Genomic DNA, 24,848 nt, shown 5'->3' with positions numbered 1-24,848 from the left:
CTCGTGCAAGGAGTAACCTGCCGGCGTCCTGCACGGCCACCGCGATCGCGCGGGCTTCGGCTGCCGTCGCGAGATCGAGCTCGCCGGTGAAGGATGGCGATCTCCCCGGCAAGGGCGTGCCACAACGAGCTACGGCGAGGGGATGATCATGAGGGTGTCGCGGTCTTGGTCGAGGACGTAGACGCGGGAGCCGTCGGGGGAGGCCGCGACGGCGGCCGAGTTGTCGGCGCGCAGTGGGACACGGCGAGTGATGGACGCTGTCGAGGTGTCGGCGACTGTCAGTTCGTTGTTCTCCCCGTGCGCGTAGGCCTGCCGCCCGTCCGGTGAGAACGCCACTTTGACCGCAGCCTTCTTCAGCGCGAAGCCGCCGCTGACCCGGCGCGACGCCACGTCGACCACCACGACCCTGCCGGTTGCCAGCTCGCTGACGTACACCGCCTGGCCGTTCGGCGTGAATGCCGGCACGAACGACCCGCTCGCCAGGGGAACCCGGCCCAGCTCGGTCCCTGCGGCACGGTCGAGCAGCGTCAGCGTCGGCTCGTCGAGCGCGGTCACCGCCAGCGTCGAACCGTCCGGCGACAGTGCGAGGCCCGCGGCCAACGGCACTGGGAACTCCCGGGCAACCCGCCCGCTGGTGGTGTCCACTTCGACGACCTTGCTGTCGCGCTGCAGTGCAACGTACACGTACCGGCCGTCCGCGGTGATCGCCGCCGAATACGCCCGCGCGGACAGACCGACCGTGCGCCGCACGGTGTTCGTCGCGGGATCGATCTCCTGCAGTCCTTGGGGCACGGCCACCCATACGGCGTTTCCGTCCGGCGCGACGACGATCCCCGACGGGTTGCCGCTCACGGGCACGGTCGCGGTCGGGGTGGCGCTTGCGGTGTCGACCACCGTCACGGTGGCACCGCCCTCGTCGGCGACGTAGACCCGTTGGCCGTCCGGTGACACCGCCAGCTCGAAGGGTTTCTTCCCGACCGGTACGTCGCGAGCCGCCGTAAGGGCGGGCAGAGCAACCGGTTTTCGCGCCGGCGCAGAAGTCGACGACGGTACGGCGACGGCGGCAGGCGGCGACGGCTCGCCATCCCAGTCGATCGTGGCGGCGACGGTTGCGACCACGGCGACCGCCCCCACTGCACCGGCGACCACCCAGGGACGCCGGGATCGTCTCGTCGCACTCAGATCCTGCCGCGTCGCACCGGGATTCAGCGCCTGCCTGGCGGCGGCCCCCAGTGCACCCGCGCTGGGATAGCGATCGGCGGGGTCCTTGGCCATCCCCACGGCGATCACCACGTCCAGCGCCGCGGGGACATCCGGGCGGCCCGCCGACGGCCGCGGCGGCGGCCAAGCCCGGTGTGCCTCGATCACCGCGGCGAGGTTTTCCGATTCGAACGGCGGCCGTCCGGTCAAGCAGGCGTAGGCCAGGCAAGCCAGCGAGTACACATCGACCCGGTGGTCGGTCTGGTTCCTCCCGAACCGCTCCGGCGCCATGTACTGCAACGTTCCCACGACTCGTTCATCGGCGTCGGTGGTGGTCACGGTCATCTCCGGCATGATGGCGATGCCGAAGTCGAGGAGGTAGCAGAAGCCGTCAGCGAGCATTCGCACGTTCGAGGGCTTCACGTCGCGGTGGACGAGCCCATCCGTGTGGGCCATGTCCAGAACGCTCGCCAGCTGCTCGACGACATCGACCGTGCGTTCCGGCGACAACGGCCCGGGGCCGAGGACGTCACTCAGGTCGGTTCCGTCGAGCAGCCGCATGTCGATGAACAGCCTGCCGTCAATCTCGCCGTACTGGTGGATCGGCACCACGTGTGGGCTGCGCAGCATCGCGGCCAGCCGCGCCTCTCTGCGGAACCGCGACTGGAACTCGGGCGAGTTGGCGTACTCACGCGGGAGCAGCTTCAGCGCAACCGGACGGTCGTGGTGGCGGGTGTCTCTCGCGCGCCACACCTCGCCCATACCGCCTGCCCCGATCAGGCTGTCGAGGAGGTAGGGCCCCAGCTGCTCGCTCATACACGACAGCGTAGGTGAACTGGTCTCGGGAAGGGTGCCTTCGCCAAGGCGATCGTGCGCGACGAGGTGCTCGACGACGAACGCCGACGGCGCGCGCGAGGCGCACACAGCAGCTTCGAACGCACCGCGGAAATCAGTTTCCGCGAATCGTACGGTTACCTCGCAGCCACGACGTTCCTGCGCGACCAAGGCTGGCCCAACCAGGTAGTCGACTGCGCCGACGATCCCCAGACCACGGCCGGCACCATCGTCGACCTGATCCACCGCATCCCCACGGAGAGCCCGGCATGCCACTGACCGTCCTCACCCTCAACGTCGGCAACCCCGCCCTCGAACGAGCCCGCCGCCAACGCGACTGGCTCGCCCGCCGCGCCGAGGACGTCGTCGTGCTCACCGAAACCGGCTCCGGCCCCGGCACCCACCTGATCGCCGAGTCTTTCGCCGACGCCGGCTGGTCGGTCACCTACCCCGACCACCCGGACAAGGAACGCGGCGTCCTGCTGCTGTCCAAGCTGAAGTCCACAGTGGACCCTGTCGGTGCCGCGATGACATACCTTGCGGCCCGGCTGGCCGGCATCATCGTGCGCACCGACCGCGGCCCGGTGCGCATCCTCGGCGCCTACGTGCCCTCCCGCGACGCCACCGAGGCCAAAACCACGCGCAAACGCTCGTGTATCGACGCCTTCCACCAGGCCAGGCCTACGAGGCCACCACCGGCGACGCACCCGTCCTTCTGAGGAGGGGAATCCATCGGGGCGAGCCCCCGCCGACACGGCCCATTCCAGCTGCGACAGAAGATGTCCTTGACCTGGGGATTTTCATTCTGGCGAGGTCGATCGTCTACTCGGTACACGGCACCGAAACCGAGGAGGAGAACGATGCCGAATACCAATGTCCCGCAGGGACAGCACGACGCGCAGGCCGGCCACGGCGGCGGCAACCACCCGTTCCACGTGACCGTCCGGACGCTGGCGGGCCACCAGGTGCGGGAGACGGTCAAGCCGGACGACAAGGTCGCCGACCTGACCCGCAAGGCGGTGAAGTACTTCGTCAACAAGGGCGAGCTCGTCGACGGCGAGTACGCCCTGACCCTTCCCCGCGGCGGCGAAGGCGAGCTCGACCCCACGTCGACCCTCCAGCACGCGGGCGTGCGCGAGGACGACGTGCTCGTGCTGATCAACCGCAAGCCGCAGGTCGACGGCTGATGGCCCTGCACCCCCGGGTGCTGGCCGACCTGCTCGACATCGAGGTCGAGCAGGCGCGGGCACGGCTGGGCCCTCGCGCCGGAGACCTCCGCCGCGAGGGTTCCAGCCTGCTGATGACGCTGCGGCCGCCCGCCGGCGGCACGTGGACGTTGCGGTTGGACGGCTCCCGGTACGACGCGGAGCCGTTCGACGTCGCCCTCGTCGACGACGTGGGCGACGTGCTCCCCCTCGACCAATGGATCACCGGGTTCGCCCACGGCATCCACAGCAGCCTCGGCGTGCCCTGGGTCTGCGTCAGCGGAACCCGGGCCTACTACGCCCACGAGAGCCACTACGGAGAAAGGTGGGACGCGGTGCGATACGCACTCCGAGCGGACAGCCTCCTGGACCGCCTCCTGACCAAGGTGGGGCTATGAGCCCCCTGGTCCTGCCGGCGCAACTGCTGGCCGACGCGCGGATGTTCTTCGAAGATCGCGGAACCCGCGGTCACGAGGGCACCGCCATGATCAAAAGCAGCCCGAACGGCGCAGCGCTCGTCATTCCGCAGCAACGACCGTGGCGAGGCGCCGCCGGCGGTGTCTCCGTGGAGGTCACCCGGGCCGGGCAGATCGAACTGGCCTTGGCCCTCGGACCCGGAGAGCTCTACGTCGCCCGAATCCACTCCCACCCGGCAGAGGCATTCCACTCACCTGCCGACGACGCGAACCCCGTCCTGACCCACGAAGGTGCGCTTTCCATCGTCGTTCCATTCTTCGGGCTCGGGTTGCGCCTCGGCCTCGACGAGTGTGCAGTCCTGCTCCGCGAAGGCGATCAGTGGCGGTCCCTACCCCCAGGCAGCGAACGGAACCTTCACCTCCGCGCGGACCCCGAGGTGAAGTCTGATGACTGATCCGCGCCTGAGGCTCCTTGGCGCCGCCGACGAATCGGCCGCGGCCGAGCTCCTGGGTGCCCTGGACGACGTGCGGGTGGTGATCCACGCCGGGGCGGACGTGATCGGCGGGGCGGCCACCGCGCTGGCGGCGTTCACCGGCATGGCAGCACGCCTGTTCGGCGACATCGCCTTCGAGCATCCAGTCGCCCTGCCACCCAACTGGTGGGGCGCCCGGGACAGCGCCGCCCTGCTGACCGCGCTGGACTACGTACGCCCTCATCCCGCGCACGCACCGCAGCGGAACCTCGTGGTCACCTTCGGAATCCAGGTGGAGGCCGGCGACCTCGGCGTGGGTGGCGACGATTACACGGTCCGTCTCGGCCTGGCTCCGCAGCCCGTGGAGGCCGTCACGACCCACGCGCTAGGCGTACACGCGGCTGCGTGCCTGGCGGTGAGCCAGCTCCTGATCCGCGTGCTCGGACCCCTCGGGTTCTCGGGCGTTGCGGTGGACGCGCCGTACGTGACGAACTTGATCGACTACGGGCTGACCGCAGCGCCGGAGACACCCGTGCTCCCGCCGGTCCGCGATCGCCTGAAGCTGGCCGTCGCGGGAGTCGGCTCGGTGGGCACGAGCAGCCTCGCCCTGCTCGCGACGGCGTTCGCGCCGCAGCTCACTGGGATGTTGAGCGCGGACGCGCTCGAAAAGATCACGGTCATCGACTCCGACATCTTCGACAGGACGCGAAACCCTTTCCGCTATCCGGCGCTCCTTGGGACCGAGACCGGGCCGAAGGCCGACTACGTGGCTTCGAAGCTCACGAAGCTCGGCCTGGGGACGCGTCCGGTCTCCACGAGCGTCGCCGACTGGGTCGTCAGCCGGGAGAATCCGGGCTTCGACGGGCTGGTGTTGTCGTCGGTTGACACCCTCACGGGTCGGTTGGAGGTAACCGACGTGCTGGCCCGGTCGGCGTTGTCCCTCGGTGTGTCCGGCCTTTCCTTGCACGCCCAGAGGGAAGGGTTCGGCGACGGGTTCGCGTGTCCGTTCTGCGACCTCGTCAGCGCCCAGCCTCCGGCCACACAAGCGGGTGTCTACGCCGAGACCACCGGGTTGTCCGTCCAGCGGGTGCTCGCGCTGCTCCAGGATGGGGCTCAGCTGACCGCCGAGGACGTCGACCAGGCGATCGCGGCGGGCAAGCTGTCCGTACATCGGCGCGACGCGCTCGTCGGCCGCTCGATCAACGACTTGGTCCGTCAGGCGTACGCCGAAGCCGAGGTCCGCATGGGCGCCGCTGCCGCGGGTGAGGAAGTGGTCGCCGTGGCCGCGCCGCAGGTGTCCTGGTTCGCCGGGGTGCTGGCGGCGGCGGAGATCGTGAAACAGATTCACGGTCTACCGGTGCTGGCGGGCCGGGTTGACGTCGACCTCAGTGGACTGCCGCCCGGGCTGGTCCGCCGAGTGGCGGCCGACCGCACGGGCCGGTGCTTGTGCCGCTCGGGGACGCGGCGCCGGTGGTACCAGCAGTTGTATGGCGTTCAGGTACCGGTCGAGGTCGCGCACGGTGCGTCATGACCCCCCTTACCGCCGTTCGGCGCATACTGCTGCTGTGAGCGCCGGTCAGGAAGCGGGTGAGGCGCCGGGGTCAACCGACGGCCCGGCGGCCGACCCCGGCGCGCTCTACGCTCGCTACCACGGGACCCTGAAGAGGTACGCAGAGGGAAAGCTTCCCCCCAGGCTGCGGAGTGAGGCCGGCACGGCCCTCAGCATCGTCTTCGAGCGGCTGGTGAACTACCGCAAGGAGGGCCGAATGCCCCGGCCGTCCAATTGGGAGGCTTACTTGCACGTCGCGGTCGGCAACGCCTGCAAGACCCTGGCGATGGCGCGGCAGCACGAGGAGGTCGACGACGGTGATCCGCGAATTCACCGCGACGCACCGCACGACCCGACTGGCGACGCTGTACTCGAGCGAGATGAGGATCTCGAACAGGCGGAGCGCGCAGACCGCGCCAAGGTTGCGCTGGACGCACTCGACGAGCGGTCCCTTGCGATCGTCATCGCCAAGCAGGCGCACCGCCGGACCAACAAAGACATCGGCGAAGAGCTGCACATGACCGGCCAACGAGTGAGCCAGCTGCATAAGGAAGCACTGAAGCGGCTCAAAGAGGAGGTGAATCGTCCGCGTGACCGGCAACCCTGATGACGGTTCCAGGCAACGCACCGACGACGGCCAAACTCCGGACATGCACGACGAGACGAATCCCTGGCTCGACGCCGTGAACGTCGCCGCCGAAATCGCCGCGGAAGAGAAAGACCGAACCGGCCCTCCGACTCGCGAACCTGTCAGGCACGATGACCCCGTCGCCCTGATGCTCGGCCTCGTGCCCGATCCGGGCGTACTCGTCGACGGCCGCAAACTCGCGGCCGCGCGCAAACGGTCGCAGTTGGACCTTCGTCAGCTCGTCGCCCGCATCAACGCTCGCGGGTGGGATGTGACCATGGCGGACGCGTTCAAGTGGGAGATCGGCAGTCCCGCTCTGGCCCCCGCGCTCATCACCGCGATCGCCGAAGAGTTGTCAGTCGGAGACGATGCACTTCTCACCGCGGTACAGCCAACCAGTGGCATCGACGACTTCTTCGACGACCAGCGAATCCAAGCTTTCCTCTCGGACTGGGCTGCCGAGGCCGGCGTCCTGCCTGCGGAGCTCCGCCAGCGCGCCACGTCCACGTTGGCCGACGCCGCCCATAGGAATCGCACCGGTGGCTCGGTCGAAGCTCTGCTTGCCGTCCTCCGACAGTTTCGGTCGATCCCCGGCTTTTTGGACAGATCATGACCAGGAGAAGCCAGGCCACCAGGTTGGTGCGGGCGCTCCCCTCACCACTTCGAGAAGCACTTCGCCGGGCGCCTTTCGAAGCAATGACCGGGACCGGTCTCGTTGTTCGCGCAGTTGCGCAGTTGACTTCTCGCCGTGGCGCGCATGGGTTGTGTGACGGAATGTCGTTCAGCGCGCACAACACCGTGCTCTACTCACCCACGGACTCACGTCGCGAGAACTTCACGCTCCTGCACGAGTACGGGCACATGCTGGTGCTCCAGGACGAGGAAGCTCTGAACTGGGTCGCCGACCAGGACGAACCGGCCATCGAGGTCGAGAAACTCTGCGACGAAATCGCCGCCATGCTCCTCGTACCAGACGAAGTACTGCACACGATCGTCGGCAAAGGGCCAGTCACCGGGCAGCACCTGCTCGAGCTGTTCAAGAAGACTGAGGCCAGCCAAATCGTATGCGCCATCGCCTTGGCCCGCCGTCTCACCTGCACAGGCGCAGTCGTGATCACGGACCGCGCCACCCAAAAAGTCGTTCACGCCCGACTGGTCGACCGACCCGCCGTCTACCCCAGTCCCGGTCAAGGTGTCCCCAGCGACCACCCTTTGGCCAGACTGCAACCCGGCCAGCGACTGGCCCGAAGGTCGTTCTGGTCGACCCCGTGGGGGACCCGGAACACCTTTTACCTGAACGCGGCAGCATCTGCGAAACGCACGTACGCTGTCCTCGCCGAACTCGACCTCTGGAACGTCGACAAGCTTCACCTGACCGGCCCAGAACACCAGAGAACCGACCTCCCAAGAACTACCTTCACGTGCCGATGCGGCTTCGCCGGTGCCACGACAGGGTTTCCCTGCCCCGACTGCGAGAAGCCGTTCTGCCCGCGATGCGGAGGGTGCGACTGCCAACGACGCCAATCATTGACCGGAATCTGCAAGGAATGCTTCGCGCAGTCTCCCAAGAACGATCTTGAGAACGATGTCTGCAGCAACTGCCGATAGCGTGCTCATCATCCGAAGCCATCCCCTTACGCATTTCAATGGCAGGTTCATCGCGTTTCTCTCGAATCCGCGGAGCCGACACTGAGCGAGCTTTGGAGGGTATCCGACGAAGGCCGCCGTGTCGGTCTACCTGACCGTCCATAGTACCGGGAACGGTTTAGCTCTGCCCGCCGCGCAACGGGCCCAGCAGGTGGAACTGTCCCGGCTCGGCGACGACGATAAGACTCGGTCAGCGGCTTCCACTGGAAGTGCCTTGGTTGGCGGGTGAAGATGGCACGGGGGCGGCAGGTGGAGGTGTGAGGACGCGTTCGACCAAGACTCCTGCAGCGCCGGTCCCAAGCGCGGTCGCAGCAGCGGTGAGCACGGCGAGGAGAAGCGTCGAGGCGGAAGCCGTCAGCGCGTTCATCCGGTGAAGTTCCCGGAGCTGACGCAAGCCGTAGCCGTGGCGCCGGAGGACCTGCCAGTCAGCCATCAACCCCAGAATCAGCCCGAACGACAGCCACTGCGCAAGCTGGAGGGCCGCGCTCGCGAGGGCGTCGTGCGCACGCGGGTCCGGAAGCAACGTAAGGCAGAGAGCCGGGCCACTCATGGCGATGAAAAGGCTGAAGCCCTTGGCGAGCCCTGTGGTTCCCCGGACCAGCGGGTACGCACCTCCGACGACGAGCCCGGCGATGGCGAACCGCAGGATAACCAGGACGCCGGTCGCCGCGTCGACGAGCCGGTACGGCCCGCCCCCCGTCAGCGTGCTGATCACCGCCGCGACGTCCAGAACGGTCCACGGAAGACCGATCACGAACCCGAGGCCGGCGAACTGTCGCGCGTTCTGCCATGCGGTCCCGCCACCGTAGGACGAGAAGGCCCGGCGCCGTTGCTCCCGCGAAAGCCGGTGTTCGCCGAGTGTGAGTTTAGTGATCCGATCCAGCCGACGGTTCTGCGTGTCTTCGTCTGGCGCGTCTTCTGTGAGTTTCTGCCGCAGTTCTTTTTCGAGAGCTGCCTCAGTTCTGGCGGTGACGGCATCGCGGACCACCGCTCGTACGCCGGCTTTCGCCGACGCGTCAGCGGCCGCACCGGCCGCGGCACGCTCGGCGTCGGCGGCCGGACGGGGCAGCAGCCACACCTCGACCAAGGCCCAGCCGATGAGGAACGCGATCGGCAATCCCGGAGTGGTGGCCGACGGACTCAGGATGCCCACGACAGCCACGAGGACGGCGACGGCGCGGATGAGCCCGGGAGTACCGCGTAGCGCGCCGTCTCTCGTGGCGGAGCCGAGGTGGCGCATCAGCAGCAGGAATCCGAATGCGAACAGCGGCAGCGCACTGTCCACAGACGATGCGAACGTGCTGAAGTCGTACCAGGTCATCGGTGGTACGCCGTCGCCGCCGTAGACGACGAGCGGGACGGACAGAAGTAGCGCGACGACGACACGCAGGCCGCGCCAGCGCCGCAGGAACGGTCGTCGGCTGAGCCAGGACTGCGGAGGTGCCGCCTCAAGCGCGTGCCGGGCGACCCGGTCGAGCGTCAGCCAGACGAACACCGCCGCCGTCAGCGGGACCGCCGCACCGACCACGGTCCCCAGCAGCCCTTGGCGGGCAGTCACAGGCTCGATGAGCAGCAGGAGCGCGATGAGGGTGACGCCGGCGACCATCGTGAGTCGATCGCGCGGCGGCAGTCTCAGGGTGCGGCCGAGAAGGTTGGCACCGAATGCCGCCAAGAGCATGGCTAGGTAGAGCGCGACGAGGTGTCCGAACCGTCCGCGATACCACTCGGACCAGCTTGGTTCCGAGGCCCACCAGAGCCAGCCGTCCCGGTAGCCCAAGTTTAGCAAGGCCGCCACCAGCATCATCAAGCCCGCGATGGCGAACCACCCGACGACGATCGCCAGCACGGACCACCAGAGCAGCTCGCCCTTTCTGCCGATGCGCGGATTTGGTCCGCGTAACAACGCCAGGAAGGCGATTAGAAGTGCAAGGCAGCCGAGGCCGATGAACACCATCGCCATGACGCCCGGTTCGGTCGAGAGCCACGCGGCCAACGTGCGGGGCGCGTTCCAGTCGTCCCATGGTAACCACAAGGTGGCCTGGCCGATAAGGACGAGAAAGCCGAACCCGGTGATCAGCACCGCTGTCCAAGCGATCCGGCCTTGCGTCTTCGGTGTCGCTCCCATCCATTTCGCCACCAGGAACCCGACGAGGGCAGCAGCCTGCAATGCCCCGATGACGAATAGCAAAACACCGAGCCAGGTGTCCCAAAGCGACCTCTCGGTGTTGGAAGTCGTCTGCATCAACTTATCGGGCCACAAGACACCGGTCGACACGAGCACTACGGCACTCGCGATGACGATCCACCCGACGTCTTTGGCGACCGTCGATCGGCCGTCGTCGGAGGCGAGAACTGACCGGAGCGTGACCCGTCGCCACACGAAAGCCGAAGCGATCACAATCGCGGCGGGGACAACCGCACCGGGACGTGACATGACCGAGTCCAGCGCGGCATCCGGGGAAGCGAACACCTTCTCGGTCAAGTAGCTCGAAGCGACCGAGAGCACCAGGCCCACTCCGACGACAACGTGAAGAACCAACAACGCCCGGACGATCACGGCGGTCCGCGATCCGAGCGTGTCCATGGCGGACCACTGCCGGAGCGACGGCCGAGCCGGAATCACCGGCGAACCGGCGCGAGTGCGCGTCCGGCGTGGACCACGCAACCGGAGCCAGGCGATCACCAGCGGCGCCGAACTGACGAGGGTGTACCGGATCGCGTTCAGCAGACCTGCCGACTGCTGGTCCGCCGTGATAAGGGGCACCCGCAGGTCCGGCTCACCGGGGAGCGCGGCCGACTCGGGCACCAGTTCGATCCGAGCGGCGCCCATGCCACGGAACACCGCGCGAGTCGCGGTTTGCTCTTGCCAGGCACCGGCCGCACAGCCGTCGGAATCCTGTCGCGGATCGGGCGGCGCTCCCACCGACGACACCACCATGCCCGACCCGACGACGGTAATCGTCCGGTCTGTCAGCGCGGAACAGTGCTCGTACACGGGAACGACACCCACCGGAGTCGGCTGCCCCGACCTTGTGTAGCCGGCCGCGGCCAGCGTCACCGTCGTCGAACCCTGGCTCACGGAGGTCTGCGGCTCGCCGTACGGCAATACCACCTCAGTCCCGACACCTACAGACCACGCCAGCGCCAAACCACGCCCGCGCGCGTGGCCTTGCCGGACCAATTCGAGCAGCGGGTTACTCGTCGGTCCAGTAATCGACAGCGAGAGCTTCGCGCGAGAGACGTCGCCAGAGGAACCGGGCGCGACGATGGTCAAGGTCGCAGCCACGGACAAGGACTTGGCCGGACTGCGACGGAGAGCATCCTCCAGGTCCGGCGAGGTCACCGTGGTGTTCGTGACCCACGGCTCGGGTGCGTCCATGACCAGTTGCTCGACAGGGGCCGACTCCTGCCGCAGCGCACCACTCACGTAGGTGAGGGCCACGGTCGCGAGCAGGAGGCCGAGGACGCCCAGGAGCGCACGGGCGACAGTACGCATCCGCCCCGCCCTCCGGCACCGAGATCATCAGTTCCTGGTAAATCGCAGCAGCAAGTGAAGCGTTACGGAGCATCGCCCACGCCGCGGACGCCGAAGCCGAAGGTCAGCCCGATGACGATCCCCATCACCGTCGTCACAAACCTGGTCACGCCGTCCGAGGAGCCCATCATGACCTCCCGCGCATCGACGAGAGGTCGTAAGTGCCCTCGATGACGAGCCTGCCGGTCAGCCGAGGCCGATCAGGGTGATGATTGTCTTCGTGTGCCCCCGACGAGACTCGAACCGGCACGCTCCGTCCACCTGACTTGAGCCCTTCGCAATCACAACCAGGCTCAGCAAGTGCCGGCCGCCGGAACCGCCACGCACTCAGTCGGGTGCGTCATGGATCCTGCACTCATCTCAGCTAGCTGCCACGGTCGGCGTTCGCGTTCAGCGGCGCTTCTACGAGCGGTCGGCGACCAGCATCGATGGCCAGCCCAGTCCTTGGACGATCGTCAAAATAGACACTAAATCGCCCCTACTCAGGGGTAGCAAAAAAGCCCAGGTCAGTGACCTGGGCTTTGCTCCCCCGCTTGGACTCGAACCAAGAACCCTCCGGTTAACAGCCGAATGCTCTGCCAGTTGAGCTACAGGGGAATGTCGCTCACTTCCGGTGCCGGTCTCGCCGACCGACAAGAAGAACTTTAGCCCATGCCCACACACCCTCCGCACCCACCCCCCGCTTGGCGCAACCGCCCCCTGCGCGCCGTTTTCCTGGACAATGGACAGTCGGACGACCAACCGATGGAAGGCGTGGACGCGGATGAAGAAGTTCCTGCTGGGCGCGGGCCTGGGCTACGTGCTGGGCGCCAAGGCAGGCCGGGGGCGGTACGAGCAGCTCGTGCGCACCTACCGCCGGGTCGTCGACCACCCCATGGTGCAAGGTGCCGCCGGGGTTGCGCGGGCCAAGATCGGGGAGAAGGTGCGCCGCTAGAGCTGGGCCACCACGAACACGCGGCGGAACTCGAACCACGTCGTTCCGTCGGCGCGGGCCGGGTACGCCGAGGCCAGGAGCGGTGCCAGCTCCGCGCGGAACTGCTCCCACTCGGCGTCCGGCAGCGCCGCCCGGACCGGGCGCAACGCCGTCCCCGTGATCCATTCCAGCACCGGTGACGGCCCCCGCAGCGGCTGCACGTACGTCGTCTCCCAGGCGTCCACTCCGCAGCCCGCGTCGGCCAGGAGGTTCGCGTACTCCAGGGGGCTCGAGACCGCGTCTTCCTCGCGCAGGACCACCTCGGCCAGCCGGGACGACCACGCCGGGGACGCCGCCAGCTCCCTCGTCAGCGCGTGCGATGGCGCGTTGAAGTTGCCCGGGACCTGGATCGCCAGGTACGCGCCCGAAGGCAACAACGAGGCCCAGCGGCGAAGCAAGACCGCGTGGTCCGGCACCCACTGCAGCACGGCGTTCGACACCACGACGTCGGTGTCCGGCGCCGGCGTCCAGTCGCGGACGTCGAGCAGGGACGCGTCGAGACCCCGGGAGCGTGCGGCCGTCACCATTTCGGGTGAACTGTCACCGCACTCCAGGGCCGCGGAAGGCCAGCGTTCCCGCAGCGCCACAGTCAAGTTCCCCGGGCCGCACCCGAGGTCGACGACGCGGCGCGGCGATGTGGCGCCGATGCGCGAGACCAGGTCGTAGAACGGCCGGGCGCGCAGGTCGGCGTAGTCGAGGTACTTGTCCGGATCCCACACGGCAGCCTCCCGGTAAACAGTACGCCTGTACTGAGTACGAGCGTACTGCTACTCGGCGGGGTTGACCAGCTTCGCGGCGGCCTGCTCGGCGATGGCCGCCACGAGCTCGGCGTCCGTGCCCGGGTCGGGCCGGACCTGCAGGACGCTGCCGTCGCGACCGGGCACCTTGCGCTGCACGAACCACGCTCCCCCGGCCCCGATCTCCTGCCGGTGCCGCGAGCGGATCGAGCCCTCGACACGCTGGTAGGCCTCGCGCGGCACCTTGCCCGGCGCGGCCAGCCGGAAGCGGACCGGCGGCCGGTCGGCCAGGATCACCGCCGCGCCCGCCGCGCCGGCCTCGGCCGACTCCGTCAGCGTGAACACGCCGTCCGCCCAGGTCGCCTTGCCGACGAGGTGCCAGCCGACGCGCCGCGCGCCGTCGCCGTCCGGGATCCACAGCCCCAGCTGCGTCACGACCAGATAGCCGCCGCCCTCGACCGGGGCGCTGTCGATGACGTCTTCGCCGTCCGAAAGCGCGCCGGCGAAGTCGGACGGGGTGCGGTCGCCCAGCAACCGGCGCAGGAAGCTCACGTCAGCTCCACGAGCTGGCGGCGGCCTGCTCGCCCAGCGACTTCTTGTACTGCTCCAGCGCCACGAGGTCACCGAAGAGCGCGCGGTAGTCGTCCGGCGCTTCGACCGGCGACAGCCGCTGCAGCTTGCCCTTGATCTCCGCGATCTGCCGGCCGACGAGGCTCTCCTGCAACCGGGCGAGGATCGACGAGATGTACCGGGAGTCGACTTCGTCCTTGGCCTGCAACGGTTCCACGGCCAGCTCCGAGAGCACGCGCCGGACCGTCCCTTCCGGACAGTGCGGCGCGGCTGCGTCCAGCAGCGCCGGGCCGGTCAGGCCCGAACCGGCCCCGCCCGCCTTCAGCACGGCTTCGTGCACCGCGACGTACACCGGGTGCGTGAACGCCTCCAGCGGCAGCGCGTCGTACTCGGGCCCGGCGATCGCGGGCTGCTGCAGCGCCGCCTTGAGCGCCTCGCGCTGGATGGCGAACCGCGGGTCCTTCGGCGCCGGGCGGGCCAGGTCCTCGGCGGGCGCCTGGACGGCCGGGGCGCCGACGCGGGCCGGCTGCTTCAACGGCGCGCCGCCGCGCTTGTCGGTCGCGCCCGCGCTGCCGCGGACCCGGTTGACCACCTGCGCGACGTCCTGCCAGCCGACCCACCAGGCGAGCTTCGACGCGTACCCGTCGCGGGCCGCGCGGTCCTTGATCGCCGCGACCATCGGCACGGTCTTCTGCAGCGCCGCGACCTGGCCGTCGACCGAGTCGAGGTCGTAGTTCTTGAGCGTGCTGCGGATGACGAACTCGAACAGCGGGGTCCGCCGCGCGACCAGGTCCTTCACCGCGCTGTCGCCCTTGGCCAGGCGCAGCTCGCAGGGGTCCATGCCGTCCGGGGCGACCGCGATGTAGGTCTGCCCGGCGAACGTCTGGTCGCCCTCGAACGCCTTCAGCGCGGCCTTCTGGCCCGCTTCGTCGCCGTCGAAGGTGAAGATCACTTCGCCGCGGAAGGCGTCGTCGTCCATCATCAGCCGGCGAAGCACCTTCATGTGGTCTTCGCCGAACGCCGTGCCGGACGACGCGACCGCGGTCGGGACGCCCGCCGCGTGCATCGCCATCACGTCGGTGTAACCCTCGACCACGACGACCTGGTGCCGCTTCGCGATCTCACGCTTGGCCAGGTCGAGGCCGAACATGACCTGGGACTTCTTGTAGATCGGCGACTCGGCGGTGTTGAGGTACTTCGCCGAGATGCGGTCGTCGTCGAACAGCCGCCGCGCGCCGAAGCCGACGACCTCGTTGCCGACGTCGCGGATCGGCCAGACGAGGCGCCGGTGGAAGCGGTCCATCGGGCCGCGCTGGCCCTCCTTGGACAGCCCCGCCGTCAGCAGCTCCTTGACCTCGAACCCGCGCGTGAGCAGGTGTTTCGTCAGCTTGTCCCAGCCGCCGGGGGCGAACCCGCAGCCGAACGTCTTGGCCGCGGCGGCGTCGAACCCGCGCTCGGACAGGAAGTCCCGCGCGGCGCGCGCCTCGTCGGTGACCAGCTGCTCGGCGTAGAACTCCTGCGCAGCCCGGTGCGCCTCGATCAGCCGGCTGCGGCTGCCGCGATCACGCTGGATCGTCGCGCCGCCGCCTTCGTAGGTGAGGCGGATGCCGACGCGGTCGGCGAGGCGCTCGACGGCCTCCACGAACGTGATGAGGTCGATCTTCTGGACGAACTTGATCACGTCGCCGCCCTCGCCACAGCCGAAGCAGTGGAAGGTGCCGTGCGTCGGGCGGACGTTGAACGACGGGGTCTTCTCGTTGTGGAACGGGCAGAGGCCCTTCAGGCTGCCCCCGCCGGCGCGCCGCAGCGCCACGTACTCGCCGACGACCTCGTCGATCCGGTTCCGCTCGCGCACCTCCGCGATGTCGCTCTCCCGAATCCGTCCTGCCACGTCATCCACTCTAGACGTGCCGTTTGCGGCACACTCGGGGCATGGCCTCCACGCCCACCGCCCAGGACACGCTCGCCGCGCGGTTCGCCGAGCACCGCGGTCACCTGATCGGGGTCGCCTACCGCTTGACCGGCACCCGGGCCGACGCCGAGGACGCCGTCCAGGAGTCCTGGCTGCGGCTGGCCGGGCTGGACGACGCCGGCCGCGCCGCGATCCGCGACCTGCGGGGCTGGCTGACCACGGTGGTCGGCCGGATCTGCCTCGACCGGCTGAAGTCGGCCGCCGCGCAGCGCGAGCGGTACGTCGGGCAGTGGCTGCCGGAGCCGGTGGTCACGCCGTTCGGGCAGCCGGTGAGCGAGGATCCCCTGGAGGTCGCGGTCCGCGACGACGGGCTGCGGATGGCCGCGCTGGTCGTCCTCGACAAGCTGACCCCGGAGCAGCGGGTCGCGTTCGTGCTGCACGACGCCTTCTCGGTGCCGTTCGCGGAGATCGCCGACGCGCTCGGGGTCTCGGTCGAGGCCGCTCGCCAGCACGCCTCGCGGGGGCGCAAGGCCCTCGCCGACGCCGACCCGCCGCCGCGCGCGCCGCTCGAGGACCAGGCGCGGATCCTCGAGAAGTTCGTCACCGCGCTGCAGCAGGGCGACATCCGGGCGATGACCGAGCTGCTCGCCCCGGACGTCGTGCTCGTCGGCGACTCGAACGGCAAGGGCCGCACCACCCGCCAGCTCATCTTCGGCCCGGACAAGATCGCCCGGTTCTTCCTCGGGCTGGTGCGCAAGTACGCCCCCGGCATGGTCGAGCGCGGCGAGGCGGTGCTGGTCAACGGCGACCTGGGCATGTACCTGCCGCCGATGCCCGGCCGCGACGGCTTCCTGGCGCTCGACGAGCACGTGCAGTCGGTGAGCGTCCGCGACGGGAAGATCGTGGCGATCTACGACGTCGTCAACCCGGACAAGCTGGCCCGCATCACGCGTCCCGGAGCCGCGCGGCCGTGATCCCGGCGGCGAGCACCAGCGCCGCGAAGGCCGCGTAGCAGGCCAGCGCCCAGCCGGGGCTCAGCGGCGAGTCGGAGAGCACCGCCGCGTTGCCGCCGTCCCGGCCGCCGTTGGCGCCGCCGGTGCCGCCGAGGAACTTCGCGGCGACGTTCAGCGGCAGCCACCGGTGGATCGCCGGGCCGGCGTCCGGGATCAGCGCGATCGCGTTCTCGGCGGCCAGCGGGTAGGCGACGAGCAGCGCGACCGCGCCGCCGGTGTGCCGCACGAGCAGGCCGAACCCGGCCCCGCAGACCGCGGTGAGCGCGAACACCGGGCCGGTCCCGGCGACGATCGTCCAGTCCGCGGCGCTGTCGAGCGCGAGGTCGGCGGCGGGCGCGACGAGCCGCGCCACGAGCCAGGCCGCGAAGGCGGCGGCTTCGCCGAGCGCGAACGCGTACCCGCCGACGACCGCCGCTTTCGCGACCAGCACCGGCATCCGGCTCGGCACGGCCTGGAAGGCGGTGCGGATCGTCCCGCTGCGGTACTCGCTCGTCACCGCCAGCGCCCCCAGGACCAGCACCGCGACGAACCCGAACGGCGAGCCGAACTGGGTGCTCGCGACCGTCGGCGGCAGCGCCGACTCGGTGGCGGTGGCGGCGGTGAGCACGGCCGGCACGACGAGGGCGCCCAGCGCGAGCAGGCCGCACACCCAGGGTGTCCTGATGCTGAAGAGCTTGATCCGTTCACTGGCTACGAGGTGCATGCCCGGAACGGTCCCGCGGCGGACCCCGGTGGCGCGTCCCACCGGGGTCGGGTTCGGCGGGTCCTACGGGAGCGGGACCCGGCAGGCGTCGCCCGAGGTGAAACCCTGGTCGACGATGCCGAGCGCGCTGTTCATCCGGGCCCGGGAGTTCTCCAGCGCGATCTGGTAGGTCAGCTCGAGGACGCCTTCCCGGCCGAACTCGCGCTCGAGCTCGGCGACCTGCTCGTCGGTCACCGTCACCTGCTCGGCGGACATCGCGTCGGCGTAGGCGATCGCGAGCCGCTCCGGCCGGCTGAACGCCGCCGACGTCGCGTAGTCGTCGATCTTCCTCAGCCGTTCGATGTCGAGGCCGTCGTGCTTCTGCAGCATGGTGCCGAAGTCGACGCACCACGAGCAGCCGATCCGGGTCGCGACCCGGTAGACGGCGAGCTCCCGCACGCTCGGCGGCAGCTTCTTCGACGCGCGCTCCACCATCAGCTCGTGCACGGCGTTGGCCCGCAGCAGGCCGGGGTGGTGCGCGACGACGGCCATCGGCTCCGGCACCGCGCCGTAACGACGGCCGGCGAAGCGGTAGATCAGCTTGAGGAACGGCCCGGCTTCGGTGGTCTTCTTCGCGGCGATGCGAGGCATTTTCCGGTCTCCTTCGTCTCGGTCACGAGGAGGACGAGACGGCGCCCGAAGACGTGACGACCGGCGAAGTGAGCCACGCCACCAGCATCGTCGCGGCCGCCGCGGCGAACACGACCGTGAGGCCCGCCCCGCCCAGCCCGCCGGTCGTGGCCAGCGCGAGCCAGCCGAACACCGCGGCCCCGGCCAGGCCGCCGGCCTGGCGCGCGAAGGTCAGCGACCCCAGGGTGACGCCCATCAGCTCGCGCTTCGCCCGCGTCTGCCCCAGGACCGTGTACGCCGACGTGCAGACGGCGAAGGCGGCGCCGATCGCGAACAACCCGGGCGCGAGCACCCACGGCGTGCCGTCGAAAGCCGCGGAGACGGCGATCGCCGCGAGCCCGGCGGTGCCGAGCAGGCAGCCGAACCGGCCCCACGCCGTCATTTCCGGGTGCTTGCGCGCCAGCGCGGCGAAGGACGCCGAAAGCACGAGCTGCCCGGCGGTCATCGCGACGAGCAGGATCCCGGTGCCGGCCGCGGCGGCGCCCAGCGCGGCGACCAGGGCGACGTAGGTGAACGTGCCGTAGAGCGCCGCGCCCGCCAGGCCGTTGACCAGCGCCGCGCGCGCCAGGACGGCGTCCGCGAACACCTTCGGCGAGATCAGCGGGCTCTTCGCACGCCGCTGGCGCCGGACGAACAGAACCCCGGCGGCGACGGCGGTCACCACGAGCAGTGGTGTCCACAGTGGACTCCGGGCGAGCGTGTCGACGGTGCCGAGCGCGACCACGGCGGAGCCTGCGACGGTGAGCAGCAGGCTGCTCACGACGTCGAACTTCTCTTGCGTGGCAAGGCGTTTCGCGGGCAGCCCGCGCAGGCCGAGCACCAGCGCGGGCACGCAGAGCGGCAGGTTGACCAGGAAGATCCAGCGCCAGCCCGGGCCGGCCGCGAGCAGCCCGCCCAGCGGCGGGCCGCCGAGGGTCGCGGCCGCGAACACCGCCGTCTGCCAGCCCTGGCGGCGCAGCAGCTCGTCGCGGTCGAACAGCTCGCCGAGCGCGCTCATCGCCGTCACGATCAGCCCGCTGCCGCCCAGCCCCTGCAGCGCGCGGGCGGCGATCAGCGAGCCGACGTCGGGCGCGGCGGCACACCACGCCGAGGCCGCGGCGAACACCAGCACCGACGCGGCGAAGGACACCCGGCGGCCGTAGAGGTCGCCGAGGCGGCCGTGCAGCGGCGTCGCGACGGTGAGGGTCAGCAGGCCGGCCGCGGTGACCGCGACGAGCCCGGTGCGGGCGTGCAGGTCTTCGCCGATCGAGGGCAGGGCGGCGGTGACGACCAGGCCGTCGAGCTGGGCCATGGCCATCCCGAGCAGCAGGCCGGCATAGGCGAGGTTCCGAGATGCGTGCATAAAGCACACGTTATAGTACGCCTTATGCACGCATCAAGCCCGGACGGCGGACCGGCCCTCTTCCGCCTGGTCCGCCACTGGGCGCGCCAGTGGGCTCCGGACGTCGTCGAGCGCTTCGCCGACGGCGCCCCACCGGCGTGGACGGTGCCGAACCTCTTTGTCATCCAGGCGATCGCCGGGGCGGCGAACGACGAGGTGACGGTCGCCGACGTCGCGCACCAGCTGGGCATCGACCGCTCGGTGGCCAGCCGCATGGTTGGCGAAGCGGGGCGAGACGGCTTCGTCGTGCGCTCGACGTCGGCCCGCGACGCCCGCCGCGCGGTATTGACCCTGACCGACACCGCGAAGGAGTTCCTCGACGCTTCGCGCGCCCACCAGCGTCAGGCGTTCGAGGCGCTGGTGGGCCACTGGCCCGAGGAAGATCGCGACCGCTTCGCGGACTACCTCGGCCGGCTCGCCGACGAAGTCCTCGGTTAGGCCAGGACTTCGTTCAGGACCTCCCAGGCGTGCCAAGCCCGGGTGACGCCGAACTGCGCGAGGAACCGCAGCGCCGCGCGGACGTCTTCGGGTGCCGCGCCGCCGCGCAGCGCGCGTCCGACGTGGATGCGGAAGGTCTCCCCCAGCGTCCGGTAGTGGACGTCGACACTGAGGCTGACCAGGCCGCGCTCGCGCTCGGTGAGCGTGCCGGGGCCGTGGCCGGTCCGCATGCGGGACTGCAGATCGAAGTACTCGGCGAAGTGCGCGTCCAGCCCGGCCAGCCGGGCGCGCGTCGGCTCGGGCAGCGGGCTGGGCGCGGCGTCCGGACCGGTGGACAAGAGCTCTTCGGCGAGCGGTTCCGCGTCGGGCCGCGGGAGGCCGAGCTCGGTCTCCAGCTCGGCGACGCGTTCGATCCCGGCGGTCGCGACAGAGTAACCGCAGTCGTAGGAAACGAACCGCAGCAGCTCTCGAATGTCCGAAGTGGACACTCCGGCTTCGAGTCCCGCGCGCACGTGTGCCGTGAACGCGAGGCCCAGGCTCCCGCCGCAGACGTCCGCCGTGACGCACAGGAAGGTCTTCTCGCGGTCGGTCAGCTCCGGGATCGCCCGGACGAACCGCGCGGTCGCGCCGGCCATCTGCGCGAAGACGGGATCGAGGGTGGCCGGCCGGTCGAGGCCGGTCGGTTCAGCCGTGGTGGTCAAGATCGTGCTCCCTCAGTTGATGAACGATCGTAGCGCTACAGCTGTAGTGCGAATGAAGCTACACCTGTAGCGCAATGGGTGTCCAGCTACACTGGGCCGACCATGACCGAAACCCCTCGCCGCCGCCCCAACTCCCGGGGCCAGGGTGAACTGCTGCGCGAAGAGATCGTCACGGCCGCCGTCGGGATGCTCGACGAGCTGGCCGACGACGAGGCGCTCTCGCTGCGGGCCGTCGCGCGCGCGGTGTCGATCGCGGCGACGTCGGTCTACCTGCACTTCCCGGACCGCGACGCGCTGGTGCTGGCCGCGATGCAGCGCTGTCACGAGGAGCTGGTGCGCACCGGTGACGAGGCCGCCGCGGCCGCCCCGGACCCGGCGGCCGCGCTGCGCGGGCGGATCCTCGCGCAGGCGGCGTGGGCGCAGGAGCACTCCGGGCTGTACAAGGTCCTCCACGAGAGCAAGGTCCACCGGCGCCACGGCATGCCGTTCAAGGAGGTCATGGTCGCGCGCACGACGGACGCCGTGCAGGCCTGCATGGACGCCGGCCTGGCGCCGGAAGACGACGCCGCGACCGTCGCCATCGACCTGCGGACGGCCGTCAACGGCATGCTGGCGCAGCGCATCAACGAGCCCGACCTGCCGTGGCCGCCCGCCGTCGAGCAGGTCGACCGGTTCCTGGTGAAGCTGGCCGGCCTGCGGCTCTGACTTGTGCTCGGCGCCGGAACGGGCTTGGGTGGGCCGGTATGAACCCGGGTTCCCAGACGGTCGTCCCGCGGATGGTGGTGAGCGATCTTGTCGCCGCCGTCGCGTTCCTGCGCACGGTCTTCGGCGCGACCGGCGAGGTCGAGGGCGGCCGCCCCGCCGAGATCCGCATCGGCGACTCGCTCGTGCTGGTGTCCGCCGAAGGTGAGCGGGCGCTGTTCCCCGCGTTCCTCTACGTCTACGTCCCCGACGCGGACGCGACGTACCGCCGCGCGCTCGACTGCGGCGCGCAGAGTCTCGAAGAACCGGCGAACATGCCTTACGGCGACCGCCGCGCGATGGTCCGCGACCCGTTCGGCAACGTCTTCCAGATCGCGCAGGCGGTGTGACCGACCGGGTGCCGCACCTGCGCCAGGTCGTCCTCGACACGACCGACGCCCGCGGCCTGGCCGGCTTCTACCGGCGGCTCCTGGGGTTCACCCTCCGCCCGGGCGACGGTGACGACTGGGCCGTCCTCCTCGACTCCGCCGGCGTGCCGCGGCTGGCGTTTCAGCGCGTCGAATCCCTCGAGCCGCCGACGTGGCCGGCCGGGCCGCGGCCGCAGATGCTGCACCTCGACCTGACCGTGGAAACGGTGGCCGAGCTGGACGAACAGCACGAGCGAGCCTTGGCGCTGGGTGCGCGGCTGCTGGCCGACCACGCGGACGATCCGGAGGAGCCGTTGCGCGTGTACGCGGACCCGGCGGGCCACCCGTTCTGCCTCTTCGTCGGCTGATTTCGCCGTACCCGGACCGGTTTCCGGGAATGACCGACGTGTAACGCGCTGCCGGTCGCCGGGCGACTTCGGGGGTAATCCGCCTGCGAAGGAGCCACGTGGACACCGAATTCGGGCCGTACCGGATCGAGCGGCCGATCGCGCGCGGCGGCATGGGCGAGGTCTTGCGCGCCTACGACACCCGGCTCGACCGGGTCGTGGCGTTGAAGGTGCTGCCGGCCCACCTCGCCGCCGACGAGGAGTACCGCGAACGCTTCCGCCGCGAAGCGCACGCGGCGGCCCGGCTGCGCGAGCCGCACATCGTGCCGATTCACTCGTTCGGGGAAATCGACGGCCGCCTGTACCTGGACATGCAGCTCGTCGAAGGTGAGGACCTGGCGACCCGGCTGAGCACGCGCGGGCCGATGGACCCGGGCGAGGCCGTCGACGTCGTCGGCCAGATCGCGCAGGCCCTCACGGCCGCGCACGCCGAAGGCCTGGTCCACCGCGACGTCAAGCCGTCCAACATCCTCCTCAACCACAACGGGTTCGCCTACCTGGTGGACTTCGGGATCGCGCGCTCCCAGGAGTCGGCGACCGGGCTGACCGGCGCGGGCGCCGCCATCGGCACGCTCGACTACATGGCGCCCGAACGGTTCACCGGCGCCCGCCCTGACCAGCGGGTCGACGTCTACGCCCTGACGTGCGTCCTGCACCAGTGCCTGACCGCCACCAAGCCGTTCGCCGCGACCACGGCGGCGTCCCTGCTCAACGCCCACCTGAACGAGCCGCCACCGCGGCCGAGCCTGCTGCGCCCCGGCACGCCGGTGGCCCTCGACGGCGTGGTGGCCCGCGGGATGGCGAAGAGCCCGGACGACCGGTACCCCACCGCCGCGGCGCTCGCGGCGGGGGCACGCGCCGCGCTGGGCTCGGCGCCGCCGCGTCCCGTCCTCGCGCCGCCACCCGCCGAAACCCGGGCCTTCACCCGGGTCGAACCGGAGGCCGCCGCACCGCGGCGCGGACCCGCTCTCGCGCTCGCGCTCACGGTGGTCGTGCTCATCCTGCTCGGCGGGGTGGGCGCGCTGATCGCCCTGCCCGCACTGCAGACGCGGACGCCGTCCGGGACACCGACGTCGGCGCCGGTAGCGGCGCCGGTCCGCACCACCGTTCCGGTCGCGGAGACCACCGTTCCCGTCGCGGTGACGACGGCCGGGGCGAGCCGGCCGTCGCCCGGTGACCTGTCCGGGTTCGTCGTCCACTACTACGGGCTGATGCCGGACACCGACGCCGGCTGGGACCTGATCGGCCCGAACCTGCGGCTGCGGACCCGGGACAGCTACGACAAGTTCTGGAGCAAGTTCAGCGGCGCCGAGGTCGTCGGCACGCCGGCGGTCGCCGGCAGCACGGTGACCGCCCGGATCCGGCTGCACTACCGCGACGGCCGCCCGGACGTCACCGAAACCCACGTCCTCGGCCTCGCGCTGCGGGACGACCGGCTGTGCATCGACTCCGACTCGGTGGGCAAGAGCCGCTGAGCTACTCGCCCGTGCTGCCGTCGATCGACTGGCGGATCAGGTCGGCGTGGCCGTTGTGGCGGCTGTACTCCTCGACCATGTGGACCAGGATCCAGCGCAGGCTCGGCCACCCGCCGTCACGCAAGCGCCGGGCCGAGCGCTGGGACAGATCGCCGGTCTCCAGCACGCCCGCCAGCGCCGTCCGCGAGCGGGAAACGGCGTCCTCCCACAGCTTCCGGAGCTCCTCCGGCGAGTCGTCCGCCGCGGATTCCCAGTCCCAGTCGGGAGTTCGCGCCCAGTCCACCGTGGTGAACGGTGCGGCCCGCTTGTGGTCGAAGAGCACGAACGAGAACCAGTTGTCCTCGACGTAGGCCATGTGCTTGAGCAGCCCGCCCAGCGTCATCGCGGCCGGGGCGAGCGTCGTGCGCAGGGCGGCCGCGTCCAGGCCCGCGCACTTCCACGCCAGGGTCGCGCGGTGGTATTCGAGGAACCCGACCAGCGTCGCGGCTTCGTCACCGTCGAAGGGCGGCTCGGGCCGGCCTTGTTCGTCCATTGAGGTCACGACCGCCGACTCTACCGAAAATGTCGGTGCCCTCGGCTAGGTTCCGGGCATGGCTGAATTCGTACTGGTCGCCGGCGCCTGGCTCGGCTCGTGGGCGTGGGACGACGTGGTTCCGGCGCTGCGCGAGGCCGGCCACGGCGCCCACGCCGTCACCCTCTCCGGGCTCGCCGAACGGCGGGCCGTGCCCGCAGGACAGCAGACCCACGTGCAGGACATCGTCGACGTCGTCGAGCGTGGTGACCTGCGGGACGTCGTGGTGGTCGGGCACAGCTACTCCGGCATCCCGGCCGGGCAGGCCGCCGAGCGGATCGGCGACCGGCTGCGCCGCGCGGTGTTCGTCGACTCGAACGTCCCCGCCGACGGTGAGGCGTTCGCCTCGCACTGGAGCGCCGAGCGGCTGGCCGCCCTCACCGAGAGCGGCTTCTGGCCGCCCTTGACCGCGGAAGACTATGCGGGGCAAGGGCTTTCGGAGCAGCAGGTCGCCCGCATCGTCGGCGGCTCGACCCCGCACCCGGCGGCGTCGCTGACCGAACCGGCGGTGCTGACCCGGCCGCTGGGGGAAATCCCCGCCACGTACATCAAGTGCCTGCTCGACGGCGACACGCCGAGCCCGGACGTCGTCGAGCTGCTCACGAGCGAACGCTGGCAGCTGGTCGAAATGGACACCGGCCACTGGCCGATGTTCTCCGAGCCCGAGGAGCTGGCCCGGATCCTCGTGGCGGCCGGTTGACC

The 24,848-nt window shown here is 70.2% G+C and carries 27 protein-coding genes and 1 tRNA gene; 17 read left to right on the top strand and 11 right to left on the bottom strand.

All coding sequences use genetic code 11. From position 1 onward, the window contains the following. Positions 1-129: 129 nt before the first annotated feature. Positions 130-2,016, bottom strand: a complete 1,887-nt coding sequence (locus ACZ63J_RS32150; protein WP_465399570.1) for a protein kinase domain-containing protein — start codon at positions 2,014-2,016, stop codon at positions 130-132. Between the two features lie 54 nt (positions 2,017-2,070). On the opposite strand from ACZ63J_RS32150, the gene ACZ63J_RS32145 reads away from it, so the two are divergent. From ACZ63J_RS32145 to ACZ63J_RS32105, 9 genes are all read left to right on the top strand, one after another. Next, positions 2,071-2,313 (top strand): hypothetical protein, encoded by a 243-nt coding sequence (locus tag ACZ63J_RS32145; protein ID WP_465399569.1) that lies wholly within the window; start codon positions 2,071-2,073, stop codon positions 2,311-2,313. Beyond that, positions 2,304-2,753: an endonuclease/exonuclease/phosphatase family protein gene (locus ACZ63J_RS32140; RefSeq protein ID WP_465399568.1), complete on the top strand. Its 450-nt coding sequence runs from the start codon at positions 2,304-2,306 to the stop codon at positions 2,751-2,753. The genes ACZ63J_RS32145 and ACZ63J_RS32140 overlap by 10 nt, the downstream gene beginning before the upstream one ends. A gap of 141 nt (positions 2,754-2,894) precedes the next feature. After that, on the top strand, positions 2,895-3,221 hold the full coding sequence (locus ACZ63J_RS32135; protein WP_465399567.1) for a ubiquitin family protein: 327 nt from the start codon (positions 2,895-2,897) through the stop codon (positions 3,219-3,221). Further along, on the top strand, positions 3,221-3,637 hold the full coding sequence (locus ACZ63J_RS32130; protein ID WP_465399566.1) for a hypothetical protein: 417 nt from the start codon (positions 3,221-3,223) through the stop codon (positions 3,635-3,637). The genes ACZ63J_RS32135 and ACZ63J_RS32130 overlap by 1 nt, the downstream gene beginning before the upstream one ends. Further along, the gene (locus tag ACZ63J_RS32125; RefSeq protein WP_465399565.1) at positions 3,634-4,110 is read left to right on the top strand and encodes a hypothetical protein; all 477 of its coding nucleotides are present in this window, start codon (positions 3,634-3,636) and stop codon (positions 4,108-4,110) included. Before ACZ63J_RS32130 ends, ACZ63J_RS32125 begins: the two co-directional genes overlap by 4 nt. Next, complete coding sequence (locus ACZ63J_RS32120; RefSeq protein WP_465399564.1) at positions 4,103-5,659, top strand: hypothetical protein; 1,557 nt, start codon at positions 4,103-4,105, stop codon at positions 5,657-5,659. Before ACZ63J_RS32125 ends, ACZ63J_RS32120 begins: the two co-directional genes overlap by 8 nt. A 34-nt stretch (positions 5,660-5,693) precedes the next feature. Continuing rightward, positions 5,694-6,284 (top strand): sigma-70 family RNA polymerase sigma factor, encoded by a 591-nt coding sequence (locus ACZ63J_RS32115; RefSeq protein WP_465399563.1) that lies wholly within the window; start codon positions 5,694-5,696, stop codon positions 6,282-6,284. Continuing rightward, positions 6,268-6,918, top strand: a complete 651-nt coding sequence (locus ACZ63J_RS32110) for a hypothetical protein (protein ID WP_465399562.1) — start codon at positions 6,268-6,270, stop codon at positions 6,916-6,918. The genes ACZ63J_RS32115 and ACZ63J_RS32110 overlap by 17 nt, the downstream gene beginning before the upstream one ends. After that, positions 6,915-7,913, top strand: coding sequence for an ImmA/IrrE family metallo-endopeptidase (locus tag ACZ63J_RS32105; RefSeq protein WP_465399561.1), 999 nt, complete (start codon positions 6,915-6,917; stop codon positions 7,911-7,913). The genes ACZ63J_RS32110 and ACZ63J_RS32105 overlap by 4 nt, the downstream gene beginning before the upstream one ends. Before the next feature lie 229 nt (positions 7,914-8,142). On the opposite strand, the gene ACZ63J_RS32100 is transcribed toward ACZ63J_RS32105, so the two are convergent. Together ACZ63J_RS32100 and ACZ63J_RS32095 are read right to left on the bottom strand one after the other, a co-directional pair. Then, positions 8,143-11,448: a hypothetical protein gene (locus ACZ63J_RS32100; protein WP_465399560.1), complete on the bottom strand. Its 3,306-nt coding sequence runs from the start codon at positions 11,446-11,448 to the stop codon at positions 8,143-8,145. 563 nt (positions 11,449-12,011) lie between these two features. Further along, positions 12,012-12,084: transfer RNA gene (locus tag ACZ63J_RS32095), tRNA-Asn, on the bottom strand. Positions 12,085-12,250: 166 nt separating this feature from the next. On the opposite strand from ACZ63J_RS32095, the gene ACZ63J_RS32090 reads away from it, so the two are divergent. After that, positions 12,251-12,421, top strand: coding sequence for a hypothetical protein (locus tag ACZ63J_RS32090; RefSeq protein ID WP_465309598.1), 171 nt, complete (start codon positions 12,251-12,253; stop codon positions 12,419-12,421). Here the strand turns inward: ACZ63J_RS32090 and ACZ63J_RS32085 are convergent. Genes ACZ63J_RS32085 through dnaG form a run of 3 tightly spaced genes read right to left on the bottom strand, consistent with a single transcriptional unit; the run spans position 12,418 to position 15,667 of the window. Continuing rightward, on the bottom strand, positions 12,418-13,179 hold the full coding sequence (locus tag ACZ63J_RS32085) for a trans-aconitate 2-methyltransferase (RefSeq protein WP_465399559.1): 762 nt from the start codon (positions 13,177-13,179) through the stop codon (positions 12,418-12,420). The genes ACZ63J_RS32090 and ACZ63J_RS32085 overlap by 4 nt on opposite strands. Positions 13,180-13,227: 48 nt before the next feature. Then, the gene (locus ACZ63J_RS32080) at positions 13,228-13,749 is read right to left on the bottom strand and encodes a hypothetical protein (protein ID WP_465399558.1); all 522 of its coding nucleotides are present in this window, start codon (positions 13,747-13,749) and stop codon (positions 13,228-13,230) included. A 1-nt stretch (position 13,750) separates the two neighbouring features. Further along, on the bottom strand, positions 13,751-15,667 hold the full coding sequence (gene dnaG, locus ACZ63J_RS32075) for a DNA primase (protein WP_465399557.1): 1,917 nt from the start codon (positions 15,665-15,667) through the stop codon (positions 13,751-13,753). 32 nt (positions 15,668-15,699) lie between these two features. Here dnaG and ACZ63J_RS32070 point away from each other — a divergent pair, with 32 nt between their 5' ends. Then, positions 15,700-16,653, top strand: a complete 954-nt coding sequence (locus tag ACZ63J_RS32070; RefSeq protein WP_465399556.1) for a sigma-70 family RNA polymerase sigma factor — start codon at positions 15,700-15,702, stop codon at positions 16,651-16,653. Here the strand turns inward: ACZ63J_RS32070 and ACZ63J_RS32065 are convergent. From ACZ63J_RS32065 to ACZ63J_RS32055, 3 genes are all read right to left on the bottom strand, one after another. Then, complete coding sequence (locus ACZ63J_RS32065) at positions 16,625-17,395, bottom strand: hypothetical protein (RefSeq protein WP_465399555.1); 771 nt, start codon at positions 17,393-17,395, stop codon at positions 16,625-16,627. The two genes, ACZ63J_RS32070 and ACZ63J_RS32065, sit on opposite strands and share 29 nt — an antisense overlap. A gap of 63 nt (positions 17,396-17,458) precedes the next feature. Further along, complete coding sequence (locus ACZ63J_RS32060) at positions 17,459-18,025, bottom strand: carboxymuconolactone decarboxylase family protein (protein ID WP_465399554.1); 567 nt, start codon at positions 18,023-18,025, stop codon at positions 17,459-17,461. A 22-nt stretch (positions 18,026-18,047) separates the two neighbouring features. Beyond that, positions 18,048-19,406, bottom strand: a complete 1,359-nt coding sequence (locus tag ACZ63J_RS32055; RefSeq protein ID WP_465399553.1) for an MFS transporter — start codon at positions 19,404-19,406, stop codon at positions 18,048-18,050. A gap of 24 nt (positions 19,407-19,430) precedes the next feature. On the opposite strand from ACZ63J_RS32055, the gene ACZ63J_RS32050 reads away from it, so the two are divergent. Then, on the top strand, positions 19,431-19,883 hold the full coding sequence (locus tag ACZ63J_RS32050) for a MarR family winged helix-turn-helix transcriptional regulator (protein WP_465399552.1): 453 nt from the start codon (positions 19,431-19,433) through the stop codon (positions 19,881-19,883). On the opposite strand, the gene ACZ63J_RS32045 is transcribed toward ACZ63J_RS32050, so the two are convergent. Continuing rightward, a complete protein-coding gene (locus ACZ63J_RS32045) occupies positions 19,880-20,584 on the bottom strand; it encodes a carboxymuconolactone decarboxylase family protein (protein WP_465399551.1) in 705 nt (234 codons plus the stop codon). The genes ACZ63J_RS32050 and ACZ63J_RS32045 overlap by 4 nt on opposite strands. A 102-nt stretch (positions 20,585-20,686) precedes the next feature. Here ACZ63J_RS32045 and ACZ63J_RS32040 point away from each other — a divergent pair, with 102 nt between their 5' ends. The 4 genes from ACZ63J_RS32040 (at position 20,687) to ACZ63J_RS32025 (ending at position 23,575) form a co-directional block, all read left to right on the top strand. Beyond that, the gene (locus tag ACZ63J_RS32040) at positions 20,687-21,289 is read left to right on the top strand and encodes a TetR/AcrR family transcriptional regulator (protein WP_465399550.1); all 603 of its coding nucleotides are present in this window, start codon (positions 20,687-20,689) and stop codon (positions 21,287-21,289) included. Positions 21,290-21,327: 38 nt separating this feature from the next. Continuing rightward, a complete protein-coding gene (locus ACZ63J_RS32035; RefSeq protein WP_465334937.1) occupies positions 21,328-21,675 on the top strand; it encodes a VOC family protein in 348 nt (115 codons plus the stop codon). Beyond that, positions 21,672-22,061 (top strand): VOC family protein, encoded by a 390-nt coding sequence (locus ACZ63J_RS32030; protein ID WP_465399549.1) that lies wholly within the window; start codon positions 21,672-21,674, stop codon positions 22,059-22,061. The genes ACZ63J_RS32035 and ACZ63J_RS32030 overlap by 4 nt, the downstream gene beginning before the upstream one ends. Before the next feature lie 98 nt (positions 22,062-22,159). Next, a complete protein-coding gene (locus ACZ63J_RS32025) occupies positions 22,160-23,575 on the top strand; it encodes a serine/threonine-protein kinase (RefSeq protein ID WP_465399548.1) in 1,416 nt (471 codons plus the stop codon). A gap of 1 nt (position 23,576) precedes the next feature. Here the strand turns inward: ACZ63J_RS32025 and ACZ63J_RS32020 are convergent, their stop codons facing one another. Then, the gene (locus tag ACZ63J_RS32020) at positions 23,577-24,107 is read right to left on the bottom strand and encodes a DinB family protein (protein WP_465399635.1); all 531 of its coding nucleotides are present in this window, start codon (positions 24,105-24,107) and stop codon (positions 23,577-23,579) included. Between the two features lie 58 nt (positions 24,108-24,165). Here ACZ63J_RS32020 and ACZ63J_RS32015 point away from each other — a divergent pair, with 58 nt between their 5' ends. Then, the gene (locus ACZ63J_RS32015; protein ID WP_465399547.1) at positions 24,166-24,846 is read left to right on the top strand and encodes an alpha/beta fold hydrolase; all 681 of its coding nucleotides are present in this window, start codon (positions 24,166-24,168) and stop codon (positions 24,844-24,846) included. Positions 24,847-24,848: the final 2 nt, after the last annotated feature.

The organism is Amycolatopsis sp. NPDC104863 (genome assembly GCF_055582965.1).
This window is presented reverse-complemented; position numbering and strand designations above follow the sequence as displayed.

Coding starts and splice junctions, on each gene's coding strand:
- ACZ63J_RS32150 (WP_465399570.1), bottom strand. CDS start 2,016: ATGAGCGAGCAGCTGGGGCCCTACCTCCTCGACAGCCTGATCGGGGCA.
- ACZ63J_RS32140 (WP_465399568.1), top strand. CDS start 2,304: ATGCCACTGACCGTCCTCACCCTCAACGTCGGCAACCCCGCCCTCGAA.
- ACZ63J_RS32135 (WP_465399567.1), top strand. CDS start 2,895: ATGCCGAATACCAATGTCCCGCAGGGACAGCACGACGCGCAGGCCGGC.
- ACZ63J_RS32130 (WP_465399566.1), top strand. CDS start 3,221: ATGGCCCTGCACCCCCGGGTGCTGGCCGACCTGCTCGACATCGAGGTC.
- ACZ63J_RS32125 (WP_465399565.1), top strand. CDS start 3,634: ATGAGCCCCCTGGTCCTGCCGGCGCAACTGCTGGCCGACGCGCGGATG.
- ACZ63J_RS32120 (WP_465399564.1), top strand. CDS start 4,103: ATGACTGATCCGCGCCTGAGGCTCCTTGGCGCCGCCGACGAATCGGCC.
- ACZ63J_RS32105 (WP_465399561.1), top strand. CDS start 6,915: ATGACCAGGAGAAGCCAGGCCACCAGGTTGGTGCGGGCGCTCCCCTCA.
- ACZ63J_RS32100 (WP_465399560.1), bottom strand. CDS start 11,448: ATGCGTACTGTCGCCCGTGCGCTCCTGGGCGTCCTCGGCCTCCTGCTC.
- ACZ63J_RS32090 (WP_465309598.1), top strand. CDS start 12,251: ATGAAGAAGTTCCTGCTGGGCGCGGGCCTGGGCTACGTGCTGGGCGCC.
- ACZ63J_RS32070 (WP_465399556.1), top strand. CDS start 15,700: ATGGCCTCCACGCCCACCGCCCAGGACACGCTCGCCGCGCGGTTCGCC.
- ACZ63J_RS32065 (WP_465399555.1), bottom strand. CDS start 17,395: ATGCACCTCGTAGCCAGTGAACGGATCAAGCTCTTCAGCATCAGGACA.
- ACZ63J_RS32060 (WP_465399554.1), bottom strand. CDS start 18,025: ATGCCTCGCATCGCCGCGAAGAAGACCACCGAAGCCGGGCCGTTCCTC.
- ACZ63J_RS32055 (WP_465399553.1), bottom strand. CDS start 19,406: ATGCACGCATCTCGGAACCTCGCCTATGCCGGCCTGCTGCTCGGGATG.
- ACZ63J_RS32050 (WP_465399552.1), top strand. CDS start 19,431: ATGCACGCATCAAGCCCGGACGGCGGACCGGCCCTCTTCCGCCTGGTC.
- ACZ63J_RS32040 (WP_465399550.1), top strand. CDS start 20,687: ATGACCGAAACCCCTCGCCGCCGCCCCAACTCCCGGGGCCAGGGTGAA.
- ACZ63J_RS32035 (WP_465334937.1), top strand. CDS start 21,328: ATGAACCCGGGTTCCCAGACGGTCGTCCCGCGGATGGTGGTGAGCGAT.
- ACZ63J_RS32020 (WP_465399635.1), bottom strand. CDS start 24,107: ATGGACGAACAAGGCCGGCCCGAGCCGCCCTTCGACGGTGACGAAGCC.
- ACZ63J_RS32015 (WP_465399547.1), top strand. CDS start 24,166: ATGGCTGAATTCGTACTGGTCGCCGGCGCCTGGCTCGGCTCGTGGGCG.